Consider the following 18,947-nt stretch of genomic DNA (forward strand, 5'->3'; position numbering starts at 1 on the left):
CCCGACACCATGTACCGCGCCAACGTCGAGGGCACCCGCGATCTCCTCCGCGCCGCGCGCGAAGCCGGAGTCCGTCGCGTTGTCTACACATCCTCCGTAGCCACCATGCACTTCCGCACAGACGGCGTGGTTGTTAACGAAGACACGCCCGTCTCCCTCGCCGACATGGTCGGTCATTACAAGCGTTCCAAGTTCCTCGCCGAGCAGCAGGCCATCGCGGCCGCGCAAGACGGCCAGCAAGTCATCATCCTCAACCCCACCACTCCCATCGGCCCCAATGACTCCAAGCCCACACCCACAGGCCGCATCTTCGTCGATTTCCTCAACCGCAAATTTCCCGCCTACATGGACACCGGCCTCAACCTCGTCGATGTAGCCGAAGTCGCCAAAACACACGTTGACGCGCTCACCCTCGGCACACCGGGCCGCCGCTACATCCTCGGCGGAGAAAACCTCACCCTCAAGCAAATCCTCGACAAGATGTCGGCCATCACCGGCATTCCATCCCCTACAGTCAAAATCCCCTTCGCCGTCGCCGCCACCTACGCTTTTTTCGAGGAAACAATCACCGGCCGCATCCGCGGCAAAGAGCCCCGCGCCACGCTGGAAGAAGTCCGCATGGGCCGCAAAAAAATGTTCGCCTCCTCCGCGCGCGCCCAGCAGGAACTAGGATTCCGCATCGCCCCCGTCTACCCCGCCATGCGTGCCGCCATCGACTGGTTCCAAGCTCATGGTTTCGCTCCAATGGCATCCGCAAAGCAGGACGCGCTATGACTCGCGTCGCCATCCTCTCCGCCTTCCCCGGTGAACTCAAGCCTCTCGTTCGCGGCTGGCCGCATAGCGTCCGCTCAGGCGTCCACTTCTGGGCGCAGCGTAATGAAGAAGAGGAGTGGATAGCCGCCTGCGCCGGCGCAGGCCAGCCAGCCGTCACCCGCGCCTTCGCCGCTCTTGAAGATGGCGGCCCCATCGATCTAGTCTTTTCCATCGGCTGGGCCGGCGCGCTTCGCGCCAATCTCCCCGCAGGCTCAGCTCACAACGTTGCCGGCGTCATTGACATCCGCACCGGCGAGCGTTTCCGCTGCGATGCCGAATCCGGCAATCTCTGGCTCGTCACCAGCCCACGAGTCGCCGACGAAAACGAAAAACTCCGTCTCGCCTCCACCTACAACGCCGCCCTCGTCGATATGGAAGCTGCAGCCCTCGCGCGCCTCGCCGCCATGCGCGGCATTCCCTTTTACGCCATCAAGGGCATCAGCGACTCGCTCCACGCCAAACTCCCCGATTTCAACCAATTCATCGCGCCGGACGGCCAGATGCTCACAGCAAAATTGATTCTTCATGTCCTCCCGCGCCCCTGGCACTGGCCTGCACTCATCCAGATGGGAGAAAATAGTAAAAAAGCCGCGCGAAGCATCGCAGAAACATTGCACAGCTTCCTCGCAGCACAGGACAATAGCGAAGTCACCTGATGGCCACCCAGACAATTACTTCCGAATCCGCCACCGTCCACGCGCTTCCAGCCACCATGCGCGCCGCTGTGTATCACGGCATCAATGACGTCCGCCTCGAAACCGTCCCGGTGCCCGCCATCGGCCGCGGCGAGTTGCTCGTCCGCATCGCCACCTGCGGCGTCTGCGGCACAGACCTCAAAAAGATCCATCTCGGCTCGCATTCAGCGCCGCGCATCTTCGGTCATGAGATGGCAGGAACCATCGTCGCAGTCGGCAAGGGAGTCACAAACTTCGCTCTCGGCCAGCGCGTCATGGTCTACCATCATGTCCCCTGCGGCCAGTGCTACTACTGCCGTAAAAACACCCCCGCGCAGTGCCCGCTCTACAAGAAAACAGGCGCCACGGCGGGTTTTGAGGCCTCCGGCGGCGGCTTCGCCGAGTACATCCGCGTCATGGACTGGATCGTCTCCGGTGGCGGCGTAGTCGCCATCCCGGATGGCATTCCCTTCGAGCAGGCGGCATTCATTGAGCCAGTCAACACGGTCTACAAAGGCGTCAAGCTGCTCAACCTCCAGCCGGACGACACCGTTCTTGTCATCGGCCAGGGCCCCATCGGCCTCATGCACGCCGTACTTGCGCATCGCGCCGGCGCGCGCGTCCTTACCTCCGATCTCTACCCCGAGCGCCACGCCATCGCCGCAAGCTACGGTCTGACAAATCCCATCCACGCCGGTCAGGAAAACGTCGCCGAGCGCGTCAAATCTGAGACAGAAGGCCGCGGTGCCGACGCCGTAGTCCTCGCCGTCGGCGGCAACGCCCTCATCAAAACAGCAATGGATGCCTGCCGCATGGGTGGTCGCATCATGCTCTTCGCGCAGACTCAGCACGGTGAAGCCACCTTCGATCCTGGCGCGGTCTGCGTCGATGAAAAAACGCTCCTCGGCTCCTACTCGTCCTCTTTCGACATTGCAGATGAAGTCGCCGATCTTGTTTTCAGTGGCTATCGCAACGGCTTCGATCTAACCCGGCTCATCTCGCACCGCTTCTCGCTCGAAGACGCAATTCAGGCCATCGACGTAGCCTCGCATCCCAAAGCCGACTCCATGAAGATTATGATTGAACCGGTACCGGGCAGAGGAGGGGAGTAGTCGCATCATGGCCTCCACCATGCAAGCTGCGGTTCTTCACGGGCGCGAAGATATTCGCATCGAGCAAGTTCCTGTGCCCAGCGCAGCCCCCGGCGAGCTCATAGTTCGCGTCGGCGCAGCGCTCACCTGTGGCACAGATCTTAAAGTCTTCCGCCGTGGTTACCACGCGCGCATGATCGTCCCGCCTGCGCTCTTCGGCCATGAGCTAGCAGGAACCGTCGTCGAAGCAGGCCCCGGCGTATCGGAATTCAAGCCCGGTGATCGCGTCGTCGCGCTCAACTCCGCCCCCTGCGGCCAGTGCTACTTCTGTCTCCGCAGCCAGGAAAATCTCTGCGACGATCTGCTTTTTAACAATGGCGCCTACGCCGAATACATCCGCATCCCCGCCCGCATCGTTGAAAAGAACACGCTCCTCATACCGGATCACGTCCCCTTCGAGCACGCCGCGCTTACTGAGCCTTTAGCCTGCGCCGTGCATGGCTTCGTTGATTCCCAGGCTCGCTCCGGAGATACCGTTGCCGTCATCGGCGGTGGTCCGCTTGGCCTTATGATTCTCCACGTCGCCGCGCTCTCCGGTTGTGAAACCATTGCTATCGTCCGCCACCCCGGTCAGGCAGAAGCTGCAAAGCAGCTCGGCGCAGCGCACGTCGTTCAGACTCGCACCATCCGGCAGGCCATCAAGCAGACGCGTGCCCTCACATCCAACAACCGCGGCGTCGACATTGCCATCGAGGCCGTCGGCGTCCCGGAGGCCTGGGAAGAAGCCATTGAGCTCGTCCGCAAAGGCGGCATCGTCAACTTCTTCGGCGGTCCGCCCGCGGATTCCCGCGTCTCGCTCGATACCAATCGCATCCATTACAACGACATCACCATGCGTGCCACCTTCCACCACACCCCGGCCATCTGCCGCCGCTCGCTTGAGCTCATCGCCGGGGGCCGCTTTCAGGCCGGGGCCTTCATCACCGGCCACGCGCATCTCTACGAGCTCAACCGCGTCTTTGAAAAGCTCATGAACCGCAACGGCGAAATCAAAACCGTCATCGTTCCATGAGACCCCAAATGCCCACAGCCACTCACGTCACAGACAACAGCGCTCTCAGCAATGAGGATCTGATCGAGAAGGGCTGGGCAGCGCTTCCGCCTTCGTATCGAATCCCTGATGCCGCGCCAACTCTGCCCGAGGCGCAGGCATACTGCAAGGCCCTCGCCGAGTCCCACTACGAAAACTTCCACGTAGCTTCCTGGTTTCTTCCCAAGGTCCTTCGCCCGCACTTTCATTCCATCTACGCCTACTGCCGCATCTCGGACGATCTAGGCGATGAGGTCCCCGACGCTGCACAGGCACTCGCGCTCCTCAACCTCTGGGGCCGCGAGCTAGATGCTTGCTACGAAGGCCACGCGCGTCATCCCGTCTTCGTAGCGCTCGCAGAAACCATCCGCATCTGCGCCATTCCCAAAGAGCCATTTGCCGATCTTCTCGTAGCCTTCCGACAGGACCAGACCATCAAGCGCTTCGCCACCATGGACGACGTGCATGCCTACTGCCGCTACTCCGCCAACCCCGTCGGTCGCCTCGTCCTCTACGCTTGCGGTGAAGTCACAGCCGCAACGCGGGAAGAATTCTTCCGCCTCTCGGATGCCACCTGCACCGCGCTTCAACTCGCCAACTTCTGGCAGGACGTAAGCGTCGATTGGCTCAAAGGCCGCATCTATCTCCCGCAAGCCGACATGCAAAAATTCGGTGTCACAGATGCAGTCATCCAGCAGGGAGTCGCCACGCCTGGGTTCCGCTCTCTCCTCAAGTACGAAGTCGATTACGCGCACAGCCTCTTTGCACAGGGCCTGCCCCTCATTGGCAAAGTCAACCGCGATCTCGCGCTCGATCTCGATCTCTTCAGCCGCGGCGGCCTCGAAATTCTCCGTGCCATCGAGCAGCGCAACTACGACGTGCTAAGCGCCCGCCCCGCCATCGGCAAAGCCACCAAGCTGCAGCTCGCTTTGCGCGCCGTCAGCGGCAAGCTGCTGCCATTTCTGCGCCGCAGCCCCTCCAGGGCAGGGAAGGCTGCTTGACCTCTTCAGGCGCAACACAAGCGTTCACACTAGAGAGCGCCTACACAATCTGCCGCGCCATCGCAAAGCGCGAAGCCAAGAACTTCTATTACTCTTTCGTCGCCTTGCCTGCTCCGCGCCGCAACGCCATCTGCGCCATCTACGCCTTCATGCGCAAGGCCGATGATCTTTCCGACGATGAATCCCTTCCGCGTGACGCGCGTCGCCGCAATCTCGACACATGGCTCGCAGGCTGGCACAGTGCCGCAAGCGGCCAGCCCACAACCGATCCAGTCTTCTTCGCCGTCCAGGACGCCGTACACCGTTTCAATATCCCACTCGCGCTCCTAGACGAGCTCGTCGCCGGCACCACCATGGATCTCGAAAACGCCGCAGGGGACACACCTGACACCTACGCCACCTTCGACGACCTCTATCGCTACTGCTACCTCGTCGCATCGGTCGTAGGCCTCGTCTGCATTCGCATCTTTGGTTACACTGATCCACGCGCCGAAAAACTCGCCGAAGAAACCGGCATCGCATTCCAGCTCACCAACATTCTTCGCGACGTTCAGGAAGACGCAGAGCGCAACCGCGTCTATCTTCCCATTGAAGATCTCACCCTGCACAGTGTCCCGCTCGACTCGCTTCTGCATCGCCCTCCCGCCACACCACCTACAGCAAACGAGCGCGCGCTCCTCGCGGAAATTGCGCAGCGCGCAGAAAATTACTACCAGTCCGCGCAGCAGCTTCTACCGCTCATCGACCGCGAAAGCCGCCCCGCACTCTGGGTCCTCGTCAGCATCTATCACTCGCTGCTGAACCGCATCAAAGCCGCCAACTACGATGTCTTTTCACATCGCGCCAGCGTACCCACCGCGCACAAGCTCGGTATTCTCGGCCTCGGCATGGCCCGCATGGGCGCGGCAAGGCTCGGTCTGTAATCCTATTCAATAGATGACTCCATTCGCGCCCGCAAATCCGAAGACAGTAGCCGTCATCGGCGGCGGTGTCGCCGGTATGAGCGCAGCCTGCGCTCTTGCGGACAGCGGATTCAAGGTCGCTCTCGTCGAAAGGAGAAGCTATCTCGGCGGTCGTGCTTCATCCTATCTGCACCCCGGCGTCAATGAAGTCATCGATAACTGTCAGCACGTTCTCTTTGGCTGCTGCACTAACCTCATCGGCTTCTATAAGCGCATTGGTGTCGCAGACAAAATCCATTGGACCAGCGACATGACGATGATCGAGCCAGGCGGCCGCCGCTCTGTGCTTGGCCCATCCGCGCTGCCTGCGCCGCTGCACGGTGTTCCGAATCTTCTTCGCGCCCACGCCTTTACCTTCGCCGACAAAATCGCCCTGGCCCGCGCCTTCCGCGCCATGATGCGCATTGGCGAGCGGGATAACTCCGGCGAATCGCTCCTCGCATGGCTGCATCGCCACAAGCAAACTCCACGCGCAATCGAGCGTTTCTGGCGTCTTGTGATTGCCAGCGCACTGAATGCCGATCTTGACCGGATTGCTGTGCCCTATGCTGCCAAAGTCATCCGCGAGCTCTTCATGAACTCCGCCGAGGCCGGCAGCATGGGTATGAGTTCCGTGCCTCTCAGCGATCTCTACAAAAACGCCGAGCAATTCCTCATCGCGCGCGGTTCCAGCGTTCTCTACAACACAAACGTTGAATCGCTTGAATGGGATGAGGAAACATCCAGTTGGATGATTCACACTCGCACCGCGCCGCTTGCGGCAAATTACGTCATCCTCGCGCTCCCATTCGAGGCGCTCGGCAAGCTCCTGCCGAATATGCCGCCGGTTGAAGGTGCGGATACTCTCGCAAATCAAATTGCGCAGCACGAACACTGGCCCATCTGCAGTGTCCATCTCTGGTTCGACCGTCAAATCACCGATCTCGACCATGCTGTGCTGCTGGACCGCGAACTTCACTGGCTCTACAACAAAAACCGCCTGCAGCCCTGGCGAAAGTCAAAGGGCAGTTATATTGAGCTCGTAATTAGCGCATCGAAGGGATTTGCGGAACGCGAGCGCCAAGAGGCAATCGATCTTGCGGTCAATGAACTGAAAGAGTTTTTCCCGGCATCCCGCGAAGCCAAACTCGAAAAAGCTGCTCTCATCAAGGAAGTCCGCGCCACCTTCGGAGTTCCTCCAGGAATCGATGAGTTCAGGCCGGATGTAATTGCGCCTTGGCCGAACTGTTTTCTTGCAGGCGACTGGATTCATACCCACTGGCCTTCGACAATGGAAAGCGCCGCGATAGCGGGGCATTCGGCTGCAGAGACATTGGCATTTGAAGCGGGACCGCAAATCGATGTCGTTGAGCCAAGTCTTAAACCGAAGGGTCTGATGCGCTTCGCGAAAGGTTAATGGTAAAGTTATCTGCATATGACAGGAGATAAGCGCGCTGCTGCAAAAACCCTCGCTACAGCTCACCTTCAGGTCGAGCCTGGTATTCGTCGCATCGTTCATGTGGTTGGCGATGAAGAGAATGCTAGCCACGAGCCGGTTAAGTTATTGGAGGTGAACCCTGACACTCCGCCTTCTGGAATTGTGCCAATCGCATTTGCTCCCGATCCTCCCAGGTTTCCCTTTTCGAGCGTGGTGATAGAGGTGACGGAAGCGGAATTTGAAAAGATTCGGACAGGAAAATTGCAGCTTCCAAATGGATGGCGATTGGAGGAAACCCTTTATCCACAAGGGAACGCTGCCTGATGGTAACTTGGGCGGAGGCTTTTACACGGCAGGCAGCATCTGATCTCAAAACGTACGAATATCTGACAAAGAGCGGGCTTCCTCAGAGTCATAGTTTGCACTATCTCCAGATGTGGTTGGAAAAGTTATGTAAATCCTATATCTATGAAGGTAGTATCGAGGAATTAAAGTGGAAGCATCAAGTCATTGAAAAGATATTACCGCGAATGATTCAGGATTACTGGCAGAGAATCGGTTTCACAGGCTCGCCATCCGTGAACGAGATGCGGGCATTATGTCGAGAGATCGACCTGCTGCATCCGCAGCCGGATGATGATGGCAAGAGACGGGATAATGTGGAATATCCATGGCCTGAGAATACAGGAACAGTTGTCGCTCCATCCGAATGGAAATTTCCAATTGGTGCCCGGCTGCACTCTCCGAGTGGCCGCAAACTCATTAAGGCTGCAAAATCGCTTACGCAAAGCAAGTTGAACGCGATTTAGCCTGATCCGCATTTCTCTAGTGTGCCAGAAAATACACCCCTACGCAGATCAGCGCCGCCGCCGTCCATCGCCGCTTATCCACGTTCTCATGCAGAAACAGCTTTGCCGCAATCGAATTCGTCACAACCGTGAGCGATGCGGAAGCCGGTGCTACCAGCCCCAAACTCATGTGGTTCAGCGCAAAGAGCAGCGAGAAAAATGCCAGCGCCAGAAAGCCCACCCCCGCAAAGAACAGCGGGCAGGTTACTACTGCACGAATCGCGCCAGCCATTCCAGACTTCGCGCGAATCTCATCCAGGTCGCCAATCGACTTCATCGCCGCTGCGGTCAGCACCTCGCCTGTCGTTGAAGCCAGCACGATCGCCGCAATCATCGCCACGCTCGTCCACAGATTCACACCGGAAGAGGAGGGAAGCGTCATCGCAGCACCTCTTCATCCAGCGGCATCACCGGGCCTGTGGGTCGCTCGGTTCGCGCCGGCCCTTGCGCAACAAAGCCAACGCCAACCGTAATCAGCATCACGCCAAGCCAGCGCTGCCATGAAACGGGCTCATGCAGCCAGAAACGCGATAGCAACATGACAATCATGTTGCCAAACGCAGTCGCCGGAAGCACAAACGTCAGATCCGCCCATGACAAAGCCGTCAGGTAGCTCGCAAAAAATCCAATCAGCAGCGCAATCCCCGCCGCAACCCACGGCGTAAACACAGCCGCAATCAGCGTTCCCGGATGCTCCAGTGAAATCGCCGGCAACTTACTCATCCCGCGCGAAAGGCACGCATCGCCAAGCGGTGCGCACAGCGCCACCAGCCCCAGAATTATCCATTGGTGCAGAGTAAGTTTTGCTTGAGTCATCAATAGAATGAACAATCCTGCTTCATTGGATTCATCGGGAAGGGAATTGGAATCACTACAAAATGCAACGGAGGGCAAACGCTCTGCGCGCCGCCCTCCATTGAGCCTTCACAACTCGCTTAAGCTCCAGCGCTGGCCGGCGCAGCCGGTCCAGGCCCGCCTTTGCGCGCTTCCTTCACCATCTTGTTGCGTTGCGCGCGCAGTTTCAAGAACGCCTTCGCCTCCACATACAGGCGCGGCACGTCACGATTAATAACCGCCTTCCAGATCACGCGGAAGGCCGCCCTCGGGCGGAAGTAATACTCGTCGTAGAAGCGGTGAACCATCTCCATCACGTAATCCACCGGCAGTCCGGGATACTCAATGTGCGCCATCTGGTGGCCGCCGCCGTCTTCCATGCGCTCGTTGGTAATAAAGCCGTTGCTCTTGGCGAAATCGTAGAACTCCGTGCCCGGATACGCGTGCGCAACCGACACCTGGATCGTCTCGCAGTCCAGCGTCTTGGCAAAGTTGATCGTATTGCGGATCGACTCCTTCGTCTCGCCCGGCAGGCCAAGAATAAAGTCGCCGTGAACCACCAGCCCCAGGTCGTTGCAGTCCTTCGCAAACGCCCGTGCCCGCTCCACAGTCGCACCCTTCTTGATGTTCTTCAAAATCTGAGGATCGCCCGATTCAAAGCCCACAATCAGCAACCGGCAGCCCGCATCCTTCATCGCCTTCAGCGTTTCGCGATCCGTCGTTACGCGGCTCGTGCAGCTCCACGTGATATTCAGCGGCTTCAGCTTTGCGCAAAGCTCCACCGTGCGCTGCTTCTGAATGTTGAAAGTGTCATCGTCAAAGAAGAACTCCTTCACTTCAGGAAAATTCTCCTTCGCCCACTTCATCTCAGCAGCCACATCGTCAGACGAGCGCTTGCGCCATGCATGTCCGCTCAACGTCTGCGGCCACAAGCAGAAGGTACACTGCGCCGGGCAGCCGCGCGTCGAGTACAGCGAGATATACGGGTGCAGCAGGAACGGCACGTTATAGCGCGTCACATCCATATCGCGCTTATAGATCTTCGTCGCCCACGGCATCGCGTCCAGGTCTTCCACCTGCGGACGGTCGGGGTTGTGCACCACCTTGCCGTTCAGCTTGTAGCTGATGCCCAGAATCTCATTCAGCGGTTTGCCGTTCGCATACTCCACAACGGAGTAATCGAACTCGCGCCGGCAGATAAAGTCCAGCGCCGAGCACTCATTCAGAGCCCTGTCCGGGTCAGTCGTCACCGGCGGTCCCACAAACGCCACGCGGATTCCAGGATTCGCCGCCTTGATTGCTTCGGCCAGCCGCTGATCGCCCTCCCAGCCCACAGTCGAAGTAAAGAGCACAAGGAACTCGTAACCCTTGGCAATCTTAATCGTTTCTTCCGCGGAGATGTGATGCGGCGGCGCGTCCAGCAGACGCGAGCCTTCCAGCATTCCAGCGGGGTACGCCAGCCAAACCGGGTACCAGTACGACTCAATCTCGCGCGTCGCCGGCCAACGCGAGCTTGCGCCGCCATCGAAATTCTCAAATGACGGCGGATTCAAAAGCAGTGTCTTCAAAGGCATAGACATTCCTTCATTTTACCATTGAGTCACTTATTCGCACTGCTGCACGGCTCTCAAATGGACGCATTCCGGGTTACTTCGCATGCACCTCATTCAGCCAATCTTCCATATGTCCAAGAGCCCGCAGCAGTTCCAGGCGCGCCTTGGCCAATTCGAACTCCGACTCCAGTGAGTCCAGGTATTTCTGCCGCTCATCAATCCGTGCCTGCTGGCCGGCTTTGGGAGAAAGCTGCGGCTGCCCACCGCTCCCGTTGCCATTCTCAAGCTGCGTCTCCACAGTCTTCAGTTGGTCGGCGGCAATCTGCTGTTTCAGACCCGCAATCTCAGCCTGTGCATCCAGCTCTCGCAGCGTTCCTGTAAGCTGCTCAATCTGAAAATCGTTCTGGTGCTCGGCCTGCTCAGCTTCGACACGTGAACGCAGTGCATCCGCAGCGGATTCACGCGCCTTGGCGCGATGAATCATATCCAGCAGAGGCACAGAAACATTGAATCCCGAGAACAAATTATTCGCAGGCAGGCCACCCACGAAATAGGAGGCCACATTGTTCAGTACACCTGTATTGCGGCTGTACTGAAGGAAGAAACTCAATTGCGGATAGAAATTGGCTTCATGATCACCCTTAGCCTGCCGCTCGCGAGAAAGCGCAAACTGACGTGCCGATTCAACTCCAGGCAGCGTATGCGCAGGCGTATCGCCACGCATCGCCGGAATCTCCGGAATGCTGGGATGATACGGCACAATCGCACCATCCGGCAGCCCGGTCAACATAGCAAGCTCCTTGGCAAGCGTTCCCGCTCGCGTCTCCAGATGCAGCTTTGCCAGCTTCAAAGTTGCTGCTGTAAGCTTTGCCTGCAACCAATCGCTTTGCGGATCGACGCCAGCCTCCGAGCGCTGCTCTTCAATCTCAACTAATTTCTCGGCTAGCTCCTGCTGCTGTTTTGCCGCTTCTAATTCGGTATTTACCGTGTCCAGCTCAATGTACGCCGCGGAAGCTTCCAGCGCAGCCTGTTCTCGCGCATCTTTCACGCGCGCAAAGGCTGCATTCAGGCTTGAGCGCGCCGAATCGATAAAGTGCTTTTGCGGGATGCTGAAGACCAGGGACTGCACTGTTATGCTAAAGGCCGAAGGCGGCTGGCCGGTAAAGCCTTGCTCGGGGAATGCGGGTATTCCCGTAGCAAACATCATCGACGGGATCACTGCATCTCGACTCTCTGACAGCCCGGCCCGCGCCTTATCTACATCCGCATTTGCAATCTTCACTGCGTCACTATTCTTCTGCGCCAGGTCCACCACCGTCCTAAGCGAAACCTGCGCCACGCCGTGCACCGGCAACAACAATCCCGCTCCCATTAGCAGGGAAGCAGCCAGCGCCGTATAGTACGTACTCTTCACTCGTCGTCTTCCCGTCAAAATTTCAAATCCAGCGCCGGTTTATATTCTTTCGCCAAAGCCAGCGCCGCATCCCGCTCGCGCTTTGCCGTGGCCGTATCACCCAGCTTCATCGCAACGCGCGCCCGCTCCACATGCGCCGCAAACGCCGGAGCTTCCTCAGTCTTGATCGGACTCGCCAGATACGCATCCAGCATCTTCGCCGCCAGTTGCATATTGCGGTTCGCCCGAACCAGCACCGACGCCCCGTTATGCAGCGCCACAGCAGCATGCTTCTCCTGCTGCGCTAAATTCCAACCCTTTTGCACCGCCGCATCCATCTCGTCCCACCGCTGCCGCCGCCGCAAAAAACTTGCCAGCGTCATCCACTGAAAGGCCGGCTGCGCGCTAGCCGCAATCGCCGCATGAAACTCATGTTCCGCAGTCGAGTAATCCTTGTTTCCCTCTGCAATTCGCGCCCGCAGCTCATGCGCCCGCGCCTGATCCACTTTATCCAGCTGTGCCACCACACCCTGAGCCTTATCCATGCCACCGCCCACCACACCAGGAGCCGAGCTGTAAAACTCACCCAGATCCGCCAGTGCCTCAGCATTGCGCGGATTTAATTGTGTAGCTTGTTCAAACTCCTCCCGCGTGCGCTTAGCCAAACCATACGCGCTCACAAAAGAAGCTCGACTGGCCTTCTCACCAAGCGCTCGTCCCAGCCACATGTGGTAGTCCGAATTTTGTCCTTCCGTCTGCACAGCCTGCTGGCACTCTTTCACTGCGGCATCCCAGTTTTCCAATATGAAGTAAACGCGGCACTGTAGATTGTGCGCCTCAGCACTTGCAGACTCATCCGCCGGCAGCCCCGCCAGCAGCGACAGCGCCTGATCTGCCTCTCCCTGCTGCAGAGCAGTATTCACTCCATCCAGCGCGCCATGCTGCGCCTGCGTCCGCGCACCCAGCCAAGCGGCCAGCGCCATTGCTGCGAGCATTCTCACCGCACTTCCTTGATAGGAATACCTTCCTGCAGCGGCAGTCCGGTGATCGTTCCTGTCGCCACCGTGTCTCCCGCATTCAACCCGGAGAGAACCGCCACCAGCGTCTGCGTAATCGTGCCTGTCACCACTGGCGTGCGTTTCAGCTCATGGTTCACCACGCGATACACAAACTCGTGTTCTTGTTCCTCCCGCAGCGCCTCCCGCGGAATGCTCAGCATGTTTGCCTGGCTCGACGTCGTCACCGTCACCGTCACATTCGTATCCGGCAGCAACTCGCCATCGGAGCTATCCAGGGCCACCAGCACCTCACCCACATTGCGCGACCCGGTGCTTATCACTGTTGAAGGCACACGCTCAATATGTCCGGTCCATGTGTGTCCCAGCCGCGCTTCCCACTTCACGACCACCTTTTGGCCTTCAGCCACACGTCCCAGGTCTGGTTCGTCAAAGAACGCCCGCACCCGCATCCGCTGTTGATTGGCAATCTGCATCATCAGCTTGCCAGCTTCCACAAACGATGTCGGCTGCACATCGATGCTGTAAACCGTTCCCGCCGCCGGCGCCCGCACTGTCATCTTCTCTTCGGTGTCGCGAGCCGCTGCAAGGTTGGCTTGCGCTTCTGCCAGTGCCGCCCGTGCCCGCTCCACCTCTGCAGGCGAATACCGGCTCCGCGAGCTCGATTCCGCCGCATCCAGTGTGGCCGTGGCGCTTGCCAGCCTCTGCTTCGCTCCTGAAACCTCGCTCGCGCTGGCCGCGCCCGTCGCCTGCAGCTTCAGCAGCGCATTCAGGTCGCGTTCAGTCTGATCGCGGTCCAGTTTGGCCCGCGCAATATCCGCCGCCGAGGCCTGCTGCTGCTCCTGGGTTCCATTATGAGTCGCCGCTTCCAGCGATACCTGTGCCGATCTCACGCCGCTTTCAGCCGCGGCCACGCGTGCCCGCGTGTCCACATCGTCCAGCACGGCCAGCACTTTGCCGGCTTCCACCGTGTCGCCTGGCCGCACATAGACAGCCCGCACGGTGGTTGTCACCGGAGCATGAATCTCGTGGTTCTCCTCCGGCTCAACACGCCCATTCGTGCTCAGCACGCTCACCAGCTCCTGCCGGCTTACCTGCATCACACGAATCTGCAGCCGCTCCCGCGTCAGCGAGCGAACGGCAAAGAAAACCAACACCACTACGATGGCAGCGCCGATCCAAATCCAGCGCCAGTCCAATTGCCGTCTTTCCTGTGCCATGCACCTTACCTGAGTCAGTATATCTGAGTAGCCAATGTGCTTTTAGGTCGCACAAAAATGTGGACTTGGCACAAAATATGAGGCTCTGTTTTCCCTCGGGCCGCGTGGTACTGAGTCAGTTTGAATTGGATTCGTATCAGGGCGCAACTGGTAGGCCGGGGATTTATCCCCGGCAATAAGTTGACGGAAGATGATGGGGCTTTAGCCCCGGAGGTATGCTTTTTGCGGACGGATGCTCCCGAAAAAGATTCACCAGACGCTGACTAACCCCCGCATTCAAACTGACCCATTCCCCGGCGTCCGCTGCATGCAATGGCCCTTACAATGAAACTATGTCCGCGGAACCCCGTTATACAGACGATCACGCCAAAGCCGGTCTCGACTTCCAGTTTCCCGCCATCGAAACCTGGCGCAACCAGTTTCCCGGCTACGAGATCGAAATCGACGACCCCGAACTGACCAGCGTCTGCCCCAAAACCGGCCTGCCCGACTTCGGCATCCTCACCATTCGTTACATGCCCCGCGAGCGCTGCCTCGAACTCAAATCGCTCAAGGAATATCTCTACTGCTACCGCAACCTCGGCATCTTCCAGGAAAACATCGTCAACCAGGTCCTCGAAGACGTCGTCAAAGCCACCGACCCCGTCTGGGCCGTAGTCAAAGGCATCTTCCGCCCCCGCGGTGGCATTGCCACCACAGTAGAAGCCCGCTGGCCCCGCCCATAATCCATTCGGGTATATCTATCCAATGAGCGGACTCGTATTTACGGGTCCGGCGAATCATCCGCTATCCTGTTTCCGGTGTCCACCACCCTCCAGCCCGCGCGCCGCATCAGCCCCGCATTCTGGACGCTGCTCCTCCTCATCGCCCTCAACCTGCTCAACTACATCGACCGCTACATCCTCCCCGGCGCGCAATCGCTCATCCAGAAGGAATACAACTGGAGCGACCAGCAGATGGGCGGGCTCACCACCGGCTTCTTCCTCACCTACATGCTCGTCGCTCCGCTCACCGGCTGGCTCGGCGACCGCTTCCCACGCAAGCCCCTCATCATCGCCGGCGCGGTCCTCTGGAGCATCGCCACTCTCGCCACCGCCTGGGTCAGCCATGACAGATACTGGGGCTACTGGACCCTCTATCTCCGTCACGCCCTGGTCGGCGTCGGAGAAGCCACCTTCTCCATCTACGCACCAGCCGTCCTAGCTGATTTCTACCCCGAGCGCGACCGCAACCGCATCCTTTCCATCTTCTATATAGCCATCCCAGTCGGCGCAGCCATCGGCTACCTTGCTGGCGGAACCCTCGGCACCCTCTACGGCTGGCGCGCGCCATTCTTCCTCTGCGCCTTCCCCGGCCTGCTCGTCGCCGCGCTCTACTGGTGGGTCGGCCGCGAACCCCAGCGCGGCGCACAGGACCACATCCAGGTCGACCGCTCCCGCTCCAGCTTCCTCGGCCTCTTCACCAACGGAGCCTTCCTAACCGGCACGCTGGGCCTCGCCGCCCTCACCTTCGCCATGGGCGGAATCTCCACCTGGGTGCCCACATTCCTGCACCGCTCGCTCGGCTATCCAATCCCTAAAGCCAGCTTCATCGTCTCAGCCATCACCGCCTTCGACGGCATCGCCGCAACAGCTCTCGGCGGCTGGCTCGCCCAGCGCTGGCTCCGCACCAATGATCGCGCTCTCTATCTCTTCTCCGCGCTCAGCGTCGTCCTCACGCTCCCCTTCGGCGCTCTCGTCTTCTTCGGACCCCACGCCACCGCCATCCCCGCGCTCTTCCTGGCCGAGTTCTTCCTCTTCCTCAACACCGGCCCGCTCAACACTGCTATCGTCAACTCCGTCTCCGCGCCGGTCCGCGCCACCGCCATCTCAGTGAATCTCTTCTGCATCCACGCCTTCGGCGATACCTTCTCCCCACAGATCATCGGCGCAGTCTCCGATCGCACCGGAAGTCTTTCTCTCGCCCTTGGCTTAACCCTCATCTCTTTAACTATTTCCGCCACAATCCTTAAAGTCGGTTCTCGTTTCGCACCGCCTTTGCGTAACTAGAGTTCTATTTCGTCTCTTTCTCCTTCGTATTCATCCAAGCCCGCCCGCTGCCCTGTGGCCGCAGGTTCGGGTCCTTAATCGCAGGCTTCTCTTGATCTCCCGTAAATCCCCGCGCCAGCGCCGGATTCGGCCTGAACTTCGGCGGCCCGCCATAAAACTGCCGCACATGGCTCAGCACCATCCCGCTCCTGCCATGCATCGCCGCCACAATCCCTCGAACCTCGATATTCGCATCCCGCATCTTTTCGAGATCCCCCACCGTATCGCGATCCTGCCGCAGGCTCATAATCGTAAACCGGCACTTGTCATCCGGCGTTTCTGGCGTACACACATCCAGAAACCGCGTCCCATCCGGCAGCTCCACCACGTCATACACATGGGCCTGCACGCATACATCTTTGTTCAGTTGTTTCGTAGCATCGTCTGGCGTAACGCAACTCTTCTGTTTACCGGCAAACGCCGGCGCACACGCAAACAACACGCAAAGCGCCGCAATAAGGGGAAAGCGGAACCGCATGGCAGCCTCAAGAAGGGAATTTGCCCCCATCTTATCGTGAATCAGCCATTTTGCAAATTTGACAGATATACATCCGATATTGGCTATACAATATGGAATGTATCTACGGAGAGAGCTGTGAAACTCGCCAAGTGGGGAAACAGTGGGGCCTTTCGCATTCCCGCTGAGGCTTTGCGCCAGCTAAATTGGCAGCCAGGCAGTGATGACAATTTCAACGTGGTCGTAGGAGAAAACGAAATTCGCATTGTGCGTAAGATGACCCGCGAAGAGGCAATCGCAAAAATGCGCGAATTGAGCGTTCCGTTGCCTCCCGGATACAAATTCAATCGCGACGAGCTTTATGACGACTAAAGCATTTCTCGATACAAACGTGCTCGTCTACGCTTTTGAGTCTTCGACGCAGTCGATTGCAAGTGCTAGAGCCGAATTAGCAAGGCAGTTGATCGCAGATGGGCCGTGCATCAGCGTACAGGTTCTGAATGAATTTGTACGGGTCGCAAAGAGAAAACTCAAGTTTGATGCCAGCAAGACCTCAGAAGCCCTGAACACAATTTATGCGGTATGCGGACAGGTAACACCCGTCACGTTCGATCTGCATAGCCTGGGAGTTTCGCTCTGCTGGCGTTATGGGTTTGAAATTTTCGACTCGGTAATTCTCGCCTCGGCGATTACTGCCGGAGGCACAATTTTCTACACCGAAGACCTGCAACACGGCCAGATCATCGAAGGCCTCCGCATCGTAAATCCATTCAAGGAAGCAGGAAACTGATCTCAGCTTTACGCAGAAACCAGCTCCTGGCTCTTACCTGATGACTGTCCGGCCCCATAATGGCTCTCCACATACTTATCCAGAATCTCCTTGAACTCCGCCACAATCGTATCTCCGCGCAGCGTCGTATAAAGCTTCCCATCCACGTACACAGGCGCCTTCGGCTCTTCAAACGTCCCCGGCAAACTGATCCCCAGATTCGCGTGCTTCGATTCACCAGGTCCGTTCACCACGCAGCCCATCACCGCCAGCTTCAGCTCTTCCACACCCGGATACTTCTTCCGCCAATCCGGCATCGAGGTCCGCAGATAGCTCTGGATCTGCTCCGCCAGCTCCTGAAAATACGTGCTCGTCGTCCGCCCGCATCCAGGGCAGCTCGTCACCTGCGGCATAAAGCTGCGAATCGAAAGCGACTGCAGAATCTGCTGCGCCGCCTGCACCTCTTCCGTGCGATCCCCATTCGGCTTCGGCGTCAAACTCACGCGAATCGTATCGCCAATCCCAGCCAGCAGTAGCGGAGCCAGTCCAGCCGCGGAAGCAATCAGCCCCTTAGCACCCATGCCGGCCTCGGTCAGCCCCAGGTGCAGCGCATAGTCGCACCGCGCGGCAAGGTTCGTATAAACATCGATCAAATCCCGAACGCCGCTCACCTTCGCCGACAAAATAATCTGGTCGTTGCGCAGCCCGTAATTCTCAGCCGCCTTCGCTGAATCCAGCGCGCTCACCACCATCGCTTCCATCATCACGTCGCGTGCGGGAAGGGGAGTAGCCGACTTCGAATTCGCATCCATCATCCGCGTCAGCAGCGCCTGGTCCAGCGAACCCCAGTTCACGCCAATTCGCACCGGCTTCTGGTTCTCGACAGCGCACTCCACCATCGTGCGAAAATTGTCATCGCTCTTGCGCCCAATCGAAACGTTCCCCGGATTGATGCGGTACTTCGCCAGAGCCTTCGCCGTCTCCGGGAACTTCTTCAGCAGCAGATGTCCGTTGTAGTGAAAGTCACCCACAATCGGAACACGAATTCCACGCTTATCCAGGCCTTCAACAATCGCAGGAACAGCCGCAGCCGCCTCATCGTTGTTCACCGTCACGCGGACAATCTCCGAGCCTGAAACCGCAAGAGCCGCCACCTGCTCAATCGTGCCCGCCACATCCGCCGTATCGGTGTTGGTCATCGACTGCACAACAACCGGAACCTCCCAGCCCACGCGAACACTGCCAATCCGCACGGTGGGAGTCTTTCTGCGCTGAATCTCTGGCATAGAAACCTCAACTCCAGTTTACTAGAACGTGCAATATCATGGAGTAGACGGTACTGGCTCAGTTTGAATTGCTTCGTAGCAGGGCACGACTTCACACCTTGCGAAAAAAACCAAATCGGGCCAGCCCTGTAACAGGGCACGAGTTTACTCGTGCCGTAACTATCGCAAAAACGTGTCCGGGCTTTAGCCCCTGCGGGATTTTTTCAAACTGAGCCACTACCCGCACCAGTGCCGGTCTGGAATGCTTAAGGTGAAAAATATGTTTTGAAAGGGCACGGCTTCAGCCGTGCCGGAAGATGCAGAATATACACGAGGGCTTTAGCCCCGGAGGGATGTTCTTACTCTTTAGATATGAGAGGAATTAAAGCTCTATGACCATCTTCATCCCCACGCCGCTGCGCCAGTTCACCGGCGGCAAAGACACCGTGGAAACCTC

Annotated in this window: 21 protein-coding genes; 13 read left to right on the forward strand and 8 right to left on the reverse strand. The window is 58.5% G+C overall.

Features of this window, described 5'->3' with window-relative positions; all coding sequences use genetic code 11:
* The 9 genes from ABSG47_RS15085 to ABSG47_RS15125 form a co-directional block, all read left to right on the forward strand.
* On the forward strand, window positions 1-774 hold a 774-nt coding region (locus ABSG47_RS15085; protein WP_424170521.1), incomplete at its 5' end, for an NAD-dependent epimerase/dehydratase family protein.
* Complete coding sequence (locus ABSG47_RS15090) at window positions 771-1,469, forward strand: phosphorylase family protein (RefSeq protein ID WP_424170522.1); 699 nt, start codon at window positions 771-773, stop codon at window positions 1,467-1,469. The genes ABSG47_RS15085 and ABSG47_RS15090, both read left to right, overlap by 4 nt.
* Window positions 1,469-2,599 (forward strand): zinc-dependent dehydrogenase, encoded by a 1,131-nt coding sequence (locus ABSG47_RS15095; protein WP_424170523.1) that lies wholly within the window; start codon window positions 1,469-1,471, stop codon window positions 2,597-2,599. Before ABSG47_RS15090 ends, ABSG47_RS15095 begins: the two co-directional genes overlap by 1 nt.
* A 7-nt stretch (window positions 2,600-2,606) precedes the next feature.
* On the forward strand, window positions 2,607-3,650 hold the full coding sequence (locus tag ABSG47_RS15100; RefSeq protein WP_424170524.1) for a zinc-dependent alcohol dehydrogenase: 1,044 nt from the start codon (window positions 2,607-2,609) through the stop codon (window positions 3,648-3,650).
* A gap of 8 nt (window positions 3,651-3,658) precedes the next feature.
* Complete coding sequence (hpnC, locus tag ABSG47_RS15105) at window positions 3,659-4,669, forward strand: squalene synthase HpnC (RefSeq protein WP_424170525.1); 1,011 nt, start codon at window positions 3,659-3,661, stop codon at window positions 4,667-4,669.
* Window positions 4,666-5,592 (forward strand): phytoene/squalene synthase family protein, encoded by a 927-nt coding sequence (locus ABSG47_RS15110; protein ID WP_424170526.1) that lies wholly within the window; start codon window positions 4,666-4,668, stop codon window positions 5,590-5,592. Before hpnC ends, ABSG47_RS15110 begins: the two co-directional genes overlap by 4 nt.
* Before the next feature lie 13 nt (window positions 5,593-5,605).
* Window positions 5,606-7,027 (forward strand): hydroxysqualene dehydroxylase HpnE, encoded by a 1,422-nt coding sequence (hpnE, locus tag ABSG47_RS15115; protein WP_424170527.1) that lies wholly within the window; start codon window positions 5,606-5,608, stop codon window positions 7,025-7,027.
* Between the two features lie 18 nt (window positions 7,028-7,045).
* A complete protein-coding gene (locus ABSG47_RS15120) occupies window positions 7,046-7,372 on the forward strand; it encodes a hypothetical protein (protein ID WP_424170528.1) in 327 nt (108 codons plus the stop codon).
* A complete protein-coding gene (locus ABSG47_RS15125; RefSeq protein ID WP_424170529.1) occupies window positions 7,372-7,857 on the forward strand; it encodes a hypothetical protein in 486 nt (161 codons plus the stop codon). Before ABSG47_RS15120 ends, ABSG47_RS15125 begins: the two co-directional genes overlap by 1 nt.
* Window positions 7,858-7,873: 16 nt before the next feature.
* Here the strand turns inward: ABSG47_RS15125 and ABSG47_RS15130 are convergent, their stop codons facing one another.
* The 6 genes from ABSG47_RS15130 to ABSG47_RS15155 all read right to left on the reverse strand — a co-directional run bounded on the left by ABSG47_RS15130 (window position 7,874) and on the right by ABSG47_RS15155 (window position 13,912).
* Complete coding sequence (locus tag ABSG47_RS15130; RefSeq protein WP_424170530.1) at window positions 7,874-8,278, reverse strand: DMT family transporter; 405 nt, start codon at window positions 8,276-8,278, stop codon at window positions 7,874-7,876.
* Complete coding sequence (locus ABSG47_RS15135) at window positions 8,275-8,712, reverse strand: EamA family transporter (RefSeq protein ID WP_424170531.1); 438 nt, start codon at window positions 8,710-8,712, stop codon at window positions 8,275-8,277. The genes ABSG47_RS15130 and ABSG47_RS15135 overlap by 4 nt, the downstream gene beginning before the upstream one ends.
* Window positions 8,713-8,831: 119 nt before the next feature.
* Window positions 8,832-10,304, reverse strand: a complete 1,473-nt coding sequence (gene hpnJ, locus ABSG47_RS15140; RefSeq protein WP_424170532.1) for a hopanoid biosynthesis associated radical SAM protein HpnJ — start codon at window positions 10,302-10,304, stop codon at window positions 8,832-8,834.
* A 73-nt stretch (window positions 10,305-10,377) separates the two neighbouring features.
* Window positions 10,378-11,697, reverse strand: a complete 1,320-nt coding sequence (locus ABSG47_RS15145) for a TolC family protein (protein ID WP_424170533.1) — start codon at window positions 11,695-11,697, stop codon at window positions 10,378-10,380.
* Between the two features lie 14 nt (window positions 11,698-11,711).
* Window positions 11,712-12,677 (reverse strand): tetratricopeptide repeat protein, encoded by a 966-nt coding sequence (locus tag ABSG47_RS15150; RefSeq protein ID WP_424170534.1) that lies wholly within the window; start codon window positions 12,675-12,677, stop codon window positions 11,712-11,714.
* Window positions 12,674-13,912, reverse strand: a complete 1,239-nt coding sequence (locus tag ABSG47_RS15155; protein WP_424170535.1) for an efflux RND transporter periplasmic adaptor subunit — start codon at window positions 13,910-13,912, stop codon at window positions 12,674-12,676. The genes ABSG47_RS15150 and ABSG47_RS15155 overlap by 4 nt, the downstream gene beginning before the upstream one ends.
* 332 nt (window positions 13,913-14,244) lie before the next feature.
* On the opposite strand from ABSG47_RS15155, the gene queF reads away from it, so the two are divergent.
* A complete protein-coding gene (gene queF / locus ABSG47_RS15160) occupies window positions 14,245-14,637 on the forward strand; it encodes a preQ(1) synthase (RefSeq protein WP_424170536.1) in 393 nt (130 codons plus the stop codon).
* Window positions 14,638-14,712: 75 nt separating this feature from the next.
* A complete protein-coding gene (locus ABSG47_RS15165) occupies window positions 14,713-15,960 on the forward strand; it encodes a spinster family MFS transporter (protein WP_424170537.1) in 1,248 nt (415 codons plus the stop codon).
* Between the two features lie 4 nt (window positions 15,961-15,964).
* On the opposite strand, the gene ABSG47_RS15170 is transcribed toward ABSG47_RS15165, so the two are convergent.
* On the reverse strand, window positions 15,965-16,477 hold the full coding sequence (locus ABSG47_RS15170; protein WP_424170538.1) for a hypothetical protein: 513 nt from the start codon (window positions 16,475-16,477) through the stop codon (window positions 15,965-15,967).
* Window positions 16,478-16,594: 117 nt separating this feature from the next.
* On the opposite strand from ABSG47_RS15170, the gene ABSG47_RS15175 reads away from it, so the two are divergent.
* Both ABSG47_RS15175 and ABSG47_RS15180 read left to right on the forward strand, forming a co-directional pair.
* Window positions 16,595-16,828 (forward strand): AbrB/MazE/SpoVT family DNA-binding domain-containing protein, encoded by a 234-nt coding sequence (locus ABSG47_RS15175; RefSeq protein ID WP_424170539.1) that lies wholly within the window; start codon window positions 16,595-16,597, stop codon window positions 16,826-16,828.
* The gene (locus ABSG47_RS15180; RefSeq protein ID WP_424170540.1) at window positions 16,818-17,246 is read left to right on the forward strand and encodes a PIN domain-containing protein; all 429 of its coding nucleotides are present in this window, start codon (window positions 16,818-16,820) and stop codon (window positions 17,244-17,246) included. Before ABSG47_RS15175 ends, ABSG47_RS15180 begins: the two co-directional genes overlap by 11 nt.
* Window positions 17,247-17,254: 8 nt before the next feature.
* On the opposite strand, the gene ispG is transcribed toward ABSG47_RS15180, so the two are convergent.
* The gene (gene ispG / locus ABSG47_RS15185; protein WP_424170541.1) at window positions 17,255-18,511 is read right to left on the reverse strand and encodes a flavodoxin-dependent (E)-4-hydroxy-3-methylbut-2-enyl-diphosphate synthase; all 1,257 of its coding nucleotides are present in this window, start codon (window positions 18,509-18,511) and stop codon (window positions 17,255-17,257) included.
* Window positions 18,512-18,947: the final 436 nt, after the last annotated feature.

Origin of the sequence: Occallatibacter sp., assembly GCF_049510455.1 — a bacterium.
GTDB lineage: Bacteria > Acidobacteriota > Terriglobia > Terriglobales > Acidobacteriaceae > Telmatobacter.

Excerpts from the sequence above, each read along its gene's own strand:
- ABSG47_RS15090 (WP_424170522.1), top strand. The coding sequence starts at position 771 with ATGACTCGCGTCGCCATCCTCTCCGCCTTCCCCGGTGAACTCAAGCCT.
- ABSG47_RS15095 (WP_424170523.1), top strand. The coding sequence starts at position 1,469 with ATGGCCACCCAGACAATTACTTCCGAATCCGCCACCGTCCACGCGCTT.
- ABSG47_RS15100 (WP_424170524.1), top strand. The coding sequence starts at position 2,607 with ATGGCCTCCACCATGCAAGCTGCGGTTCTTCACGGGCGCGAAGATATT.
- hpnC (WP_424170525.1), top strand. The coding sequence starts at position 3,659 with ATGCCCACAGCCACTCACGTCACAGACAACAGCGCTCTCAGCAATGAG.
- hpnE (WP_424170527.1), top strand. The coding sequence starts at position 5,606 with ATGACTCCATTCGCGCCCGCAAATCCGAAGACAGTAGCCGTCATCGGC.
- ABSG47_RS15120 (WP_424170528.1), top strand. The coding sequence starts at position 7,046 with ATGACAGGAGATAAGCGCGCTGCTGCAAAAACCCTCGCTACAGCTCAC.
- ABSG47_RS15125 (WP_424170529.1), top strand. The coding sequence starts at position 7,372 with ATGGTAACTTGGGCGGAGGCTTTTACACGGCAGGCAGCATCTGATCTC.
- ABSG47_RS15130 (WP_424170530.1), bottom strand. The coding sequence starts at position 8,278 with ATGACGCTTCCCTCCTCTTCCGGTGTGAATCTGTGGACGAGCGTGGCG.
- ABSG47_RS15135 (WP_424170531.1), bottom strand. The coding sequence starts at position 8,712 with ATGACTCAAGCAAAACTTACTCTGCACCAATGGATAATTCTGGGGCTG.
- hpnJ (WP_424170532.1), bottom strand. The coding sequence starts at position 10,304 with ATGCCTTTGAAGACACTGCTTTTGAATCCGCCGTCATTTGAGAATTTC.
- ABSG47_RS15155 (WP_424170535.1), bottom strand. The coding sequence starts at position 13,912 with ATGGCACAGGAAAGACGGCAATTGGACTGGCGCTGGATTTGGATCGGC.
- queF (WP_424170536.1), top strand. The coding sequence starts at position 14,245 with ATGTCCGCGGAACCCCGTTATACAGACGATCACGCCAAAGCCGGTCTC.
- ABSG47_RS15170 (WP_424170538.1), bottom strand. The coding sequence starts at position 16,477 with ATGCGGTTCCGCTTTCCCCTTATTGCGGCGCTTTGCGTGTTGTTTGCG.
- ABSG47_RS15180 (WP_424170540.1), top strand. The coding sequence starts at position 16,818 with ATGACGACTAAAGCATTTCTCGATACAAACGTGCTCGTCTACGCTTTT.
- ispG (WP_424170541.1), bottom strand. The coding sequence starts at position 18,511 with ATGCCAGAGATTCAGCGCAGAAAGACTCCCACCGTGCGGATTGGCAGT.